At 63.3% G+C, this 5,120-nt stretch carries 6 protein-coding genes and 1 pseudogene; 6 read left to right on the plus strand and 1 reads right to left on the minus strand.

Annotated elements, in window-relative coordinates; genetic code table 11:
- Nucleotides 1-246, plus strand: a pseudogene (locus tag GOEFS_RS14120) (phosphoglucosamine mutase); the annotation flags it as partial.
- A gap of 67 nt (nucleotides 247-313) precedes the next feature.
- On the opposite strand, the gene GOEFS_RS14125 reads toward GOEFS_RS14120, so the two are convergent.
- Nucleotides 314-1,198: an SDR family NAD(P)-dependent oxidoreductase gene (locus tag GOEFS_RS14125; RefSeq protein WP_007318603.1), complete on the minus strand. Its 885-nt coding sequence runs from the start codon at nucleotides 1,196-1,198 to the stop codon at nucleotides 314-316.
- A gap of 73 nt (nucleotides 1,199-1,271) precedes the next feature.
- On the opposite strand from GOEFS_RS14125, the gene GOEFS_RS14130 reads away from it, so the two are divergent.
- The 5 genes from GOEFS_RS14130 to glmS all read left to right on the plus strand — a co-directional run.
- Nucleotides 1,272-1,553 carry a hypothetical protein gene (locus GOEFS_RS14130; RefSeq protein ID WP_007318604.1) on the plus strand — a complete coding sequence of 94 codons (282 nt, stop codon included), beginning with the start codon at nucleotides 1,272-1,274 and terminating at the stop codon, nucleotides 1,551-1,553.
- Entirely contained in the window at nucleotides 1,553-2,209 is a 657-nt protein-coding gene (locus GOEFS_RS14135) for a hypothetical protein (RefSeq protein WP_007318605.1), read from the plus strand. The genes GOEFS_RS14130 and GOEFS_RS14135 overlap by 1 nt, the downstream gene beginning before the upstream one ends.
- Nucleotides 2,206-2,448 carry a hypothetical protein gene (locus tag GOEFS_RS14140; protein WP_040525180.1) on the plus strand — a complete coding sequence of 81 codons (243 nt, stop codon included), beginning with the start codon at nucleotides 2,206-2,208 and terminating at the stop codon, nucleotides 2,446-2,448. Before GOEFS_RS14135 ends, GOEFS_RS14140 begins: the two co-directional genes overlap by 4 nt.
- Nucleotides 2,449-2,522: 74 nt before the next feature.
- On the plus strand, nucleotides 2,523-3,437 hold the full coding sequence (locus tag GOEFS_RS14145) for an alpha/beta hydrolase family protein (protein ID WP_007318606.1): 915 nt from the start codon (nucleotides 2,523-2,525) through the stop codon (nucleotides 3,435-3,437).
- 18 nt (nucleotides 3,438-3,455) lie between these two features.
- A partial coding sequence (gene glmS, locus GOEFS_RS14150; protein WP_040525181.1) for a glutamine--fructose-6-phosphate transaminase (isomerizing) occupies nucleotides 3,456-5,120 on the plus strand: 1,665 nt, incomplete at its 3' end.

Here is a 5,120-nt window from a genome sequence, read left to right on the forward strand (position 1 = left end):
ATGACGGTACTGCCGCAAGAGCTGATCAACGTATCGGTGGCCGACAAACATGCTGTGGCACAAGCTGTTTCAGTTAAGCAGGCGGTCGCCGACGCCGAGGCCGAATTGGGGGAGCGTGGTCGTGTGCTGCTGCGTCCGTCGGGCACCGAGCAGTTGGTCCGCGTGATGGTTGAGGCGACAACACTCGAGGCCGCACGTGGCACCGCACAGCGTATCGCCGACATCGTCGCTAAACCTCTTTCCTGAAAACCGCACCGGCGGCACCTAGCCGAGGGCAATTGGCCCCGCACTGTTTTTCCGGTGCGGTTTGCGGTCAGATGAAGGACTTCGCCACTAAGCCATCCGCGGTCGGTGCCGAGATTGCCGTAAGCGACCGGAGAACTTTCGCGTAGCGCGGCATCACCTCGAGAGGCCGATGCCGTGCCGCGTGCAATATCCACTCGGCGGCTTCGTCGCTGGTTAGCGCGGGCTGCGAGTCGTAGTCCGCGGTCGGAGCGATCATCGGTGTGCGAATGAGTGGGAAGTAGATTGTCGAGACGGCCACGCCGGTGCCGTCGAGTTCGGCGGCGAGGCTGCGCCCGAACGTCGCCACCGCTGCCTTCGATGCCGCATAGGCGGCGAATTTCGGCATCGCACCACTTGCGACACCCCACGTCGCGACATTGATGAACTGTCCCTGCCCGCGCTCGACCATCGCGGGTAGCAGGCCAAGGGTCAGTTGCACGGGACCGAAGTAGTTGATCGCCATCGTTCGCTGGAAGTCGTGCAGCCGATCGGTAGCGTCGAGGACCCGACGTCGGATTGATCGGCCCGCGTTGTTGACGACGATATCTGGTACGCCCGAAGCGGTGATCTCGTTCAGCAGCGCGGCAACGCCGTCCTCGGTGGCCAGGTCGCCGACGAGATAGTCTGCGGCGCCGCCAAATTCGCGAATCTCGTTGACTACCGCGGCCAGTGCCTCAGCAGTTCGGGCGACCAGAGTTACCCGTGCTCCCGCAGCCGCGAACGCGTGTGCGGTTGCCTCGCCGACGCCCGAGGACGCTCCGGTGACCAATACGTGGCGACCGTCGAGCGGACGTGCGCCGGAGAGATCAGTGAGATCGCCGAGTGTGAAGGATCGTTGTAGACCGGCCGACGTCACGCGGTCGGAAACCAGGTTGGTCAGTGAGTTCATAAGTCGGAAAGCCACGCCCGTCATGGTAGCGACAACCCGATTACCGAATTTCTCGACTTTGCTGGAACCAAACGAGCGCCGACTGCGTCTAAGAACAATGACCGTGTGGATCGACGCTGATCAGGTTTCCGCGACAGCCCGGAACTATCTGGATCAGGCGACGTCGTTGCGCATCGCTGCCGCGCGACTACGCGGTGATCAGGTGGGGGAATGGGGCGCTGACGTCGAGATCGCGGCGTTTGGTGCGGCTTTCGCACGGCTGACCGAGTTGGCGGCAGACGAGCTGCGGCGTTATGCGTTGGCTACTGAAGGTCTGGGCGATGCGCTATCGGGTGGGTCCACGCGCCTGGTTGAAGCCGATTTGAGCTGGGGACACTGATGGCGATTTCCGATGGCACAGCGGCAGAATTGGCCCAGCGTGCAGCCGGTGTTGCCGGGTGGATTGCGATATTCCGAGAACTCGCGCCCATCGCCGCTTCCGTTGCTGTGGCGTTCCCAGACGACAAGACGATCGATCGCGCCGTCGGATTTCTGACCGACGTGGATATCGTGCAGATTCTCAGCGATCTAGACGCGGTGGTTGGTGCGTACGGCATATGCGCCACGGCCACCGGTGCGGTTGCCGCCCAGCCGCTGTCGACGTCGTGGCAAGGGCACGCGGGGACCGCCGCGTCGAGTGCCGTCGACACGCATATGAATAGCCGTAACACCGAGCTCGCTACGTTAATCGCAGCCGCCGATGCCGCCACGCCCACGTTCGCGGGCCTAAAACTGTTGTTGCAGAATGTTTTTCACGCGCTGGAGATGATATCCGACCCGCTACTGGCCGGGCATCCGTTGTCGACGGTGTCGGCCGCGCTGGGTGCGGGGACGCTGCGCGCAGGCGTCATCGCCGAGGAAATCGATGCACGTGTTCGGCTTTTCACTACCGCAACCGCGATCGGACGTAGCGGGGTGCGGAACATTCTGGCCGAGCTCGTCGGTGTCGATAGCGCCGCGTCGTCCGGCGAGTTAGCACTAGCGGGTGACCAATGACCGACCGGATTTCGGCGGTAGCGCGTCAGCATGCTGACGAACTACGAAATGCCTTGACTGCGTTTACCCGATCTCGTCCGGAACATGCGGATCTGGCATGGCAGGAAGATTCGCCGCCATCGGAACGGGATGAGGCGCTCTGCGAGCGATTGCGCGCCGCAGCAGACTATGCCGATCTGCCACCCCAGATCCTGTTACCCGCGCACCTGGCGCACGACAGTCCGCATCGACGCGGTTGAGAGGCCCCCGACAGAAAACTCAGTTACTCGCGGCTCGCAACGGTGTTGAACTTCGTGGCGTATAGGCTAAGGCCGTGTTCGGGAAGAAGAAGGGCCCATCGCAAAAGCCGGCAGCGCTGATGACGCAGTTGACGCGTCGCGGCCCTCATCGCGTACTTCGGGGCGATCTTGGTTTCGTCGGCATCTCCGGAAAGGTGTTCACGCCGGATTCGGGCACCAAACTGCCTGCCGTCGCGTTCGGTCACGCCTGGCTCGCCGACAGTGCCCGCTACCGAGACCTGTTCTACCACCTGGCGTCGTGGGGAATCGTCGTGGCGGCACCAGACGGGCAGAGCGGTCCGTTCGCATCCGACGCCGCGCTGGCCGCCGATCTGCGTGCCACCCTGTTGGCCGTCGGCAATGTGCCGCTGGGCTTTAGTGGACTGACGGTCAGCCGCGACAAACTCGGGCTGGCCGGCCATGGCTTCGGTGCGGCGGCGGCGGTACTCGCGGCCAGTGATGAAGTGCTGCTTGGGCAGCGAGCGCCGCAGATTCGCGGCCTTGCCGCGGTATTCCCAGCACCGACCACGTCGATTCTCCTTCCGGCCGCGGCGTCGGTCACCGCGCCGGCCACCGTGATCGCGGCCGGTGACGACCTCAACACTCTCACTGCCAACCCCCTGCCGCTTGCCCAGGCACTCGGTGGTGACGTGAGTTTGCGCACCATCGCCGACGCCGATGACCGTGGATTGTTGGAGAAACGAGGTCTGAAGTCGTTCTTCGGGCTAAACGGAGTCGATAAGAAGACACATGCGCAGGTCCGGGCGGTACTCACCGGATTTCTCCTCCATACGCTGGGCGGTGACTCGGAGTACCAGGCGTTTTCCGACCCCGCTGCGGCACTGGGAAAGGTCGAATACGTCGATCCAACCGAGCCGGAGACCGATACGCGAGATCAATTCTCAAAACTCATCGGAGCGAAAGCGTCGAAGCGTTCAGCGAACAAGTGACGGGTAACCTGAACACCTATGTGTGGAATTGTCGGATACGTGGGTCAGCGCGATGCCCTCGACGTGGTGGTCGAGGCGTTGCGACGGATGGAATACCGGGGTTATGACTCCGCTGGGGTAGCCATCCTCGACGGCAATGGTCACACCGCGATAGAGAAGAAGGCCGGCCGGCTGGAGAACCTGGACAAGCAGCTCGCCACGGTAGGCCGCGACGCGCTCGCCGGACATACCGGTATGGGACATACCCGCTGGGCGACCCACGGCCAGCCGACCGACCGCAACGCCCACCCGCATGTGAGCACCGACGGCAAGATCGCCGTCGTACACAACGGCATCATCGAGAATTACGCACCGTTGCGGGCCGAGTTGGAGAATGGCGGGATCGAGTTCTCCTCGGATACCGACACCGAGACCGCAGTGCACCTAGTTGAGCAGGAGTACACCGGCGGCGTCCATTCCGGTGATTTCGTGGCGAGTGCCTATGCGGCTCTTCGGAAACTCGACGGTGCCTTCACCTTGGTATTTACCCATTCCGACCATCCGGACACGATCGTTGCCGCACGCCGGTCGACACCACTGGTCGTCGGCGTCGGTGAGGGGGAGATGTTCGTCAGCTCCGACGTCACCGCCTTCATCGAACACACCCGGGAGGCAGTGGAACTGGGTCAGGATCAGGTTGTCGTCATCACTGCCGACACCTACGAGATCACCGACTTCGACGGCACACCGAGTGCCGGTAAGCCCTTCCATATCGACTGGGACCTCGCCGCGGCCGAGAAGGGCGGCTTCGACTTCTTCATGGAGAAGGAGATCGACGAGCAGCCGGAGGCGGTCGCGAGCACGCTGTCCGGGCATTTGGAGAATGGCCGCATCGTGCTCGATGAGCAGCGGCTTTCCGACGACGACCTGCGTGACATCGACAAGGTCTTCGTCGTCGCGTGCGGTACCGCCTATCACGCGGGATTGCTCGCGAAGTACGCCATCGAGCATTGGACGCGTATCCCGGTCGAGGTTGAGCTGGCAAGTGAGTTCCGCTACCGCGACCCGGTCCTCGATCGTTCGACGCTGGTCGTCGCCATCTCGCAGTCCGGCGAGACCGCCGACACTCTCGAGGCCGTGCGCCACGCCAAGGACCAGAACGCACGCGTCTTGGCGATCTGCAACACCAACGGTGCTCAGATCCCGCGGGAATCCGACGCGGTGCTCTATACACATGCCGGTCCGGAAATCGGCGTCGCGTCGACCAAGTGTTTCCTAGCGCAGATCGCGGCCGCCTATCTGGTCGGCCTAGCGTTGGCGCAGGCACGAGGCACGAAATACGCCGACGAGGTGGCTCGCGAGTTCGAGGCGATGGAACAGATGGCCGATGTCATCGCCGATGTCCTGGGCACGATGGAGCCGGTCAGGCAGCTCGCCCGCGACCTGTCGCAGGCCGACACCGTCCTGTTCATCGGTCGTCACGTCGGCTATCCGGTGGCACTTGAGGGCGCGCTCAAGCTCAAAGAGCTGGCGTATATCCACGCCGAAGGCTTCGCCGCCGGTGAGCTCAAACACGGTCCGATCGCCCTGATCGAAGACGGCCTGCCGGTGATTATCGTGATGCCGTCACGGGAGGGACGCGCGGTACTGCATTCCAAGATGGTCAGCAACATCCGTGAGATCCAGGCGCGCGGAGCACGCACC

The organism is Gordonia effusa NBRC 100432 (assembly GCF_000241305.1).
Taxonomy (GTDB): domain Bacteria; phylum Actinomycetota; class Actinomycetes; order Mycobacteriales; family Mycobacteriaceae; genus Gordonia; species Gordonia effusa.

Excerpts from the sequence above, each read along its gene's own strand:
- GOEFS_RS14125 (WP_007318603.1), bottom strand. The coding sequence starts at position 1,198 with ATGACGGGCGTGGCTTTCCGACTTATGAACTCACTGACCAACCTGGTT.
- GOEFS_RS14130 (WP_007318604.1), top strand. The coding sequence starts at position 1,272 with ATGACCGTGTGGATCGACGCTGATCAGGTTTCCGCGACAGCCCGGAAC.
- GOEFS_RS14135 (WP_007318605.1), top strand. The coding sequence starts at position 1,553 with ATGGCGATTTCCGATGGCACAGCGGCAGAATTGGCCCAGCGTGCAGCC.
- GOEFS_RS14140 (WP_040525180.1), top strand. The coding sequence starts at position 2,206 with ATGACCGACCGGATTTCGGCGGTAGCGCGTCAGCATGCTGACGAACTA.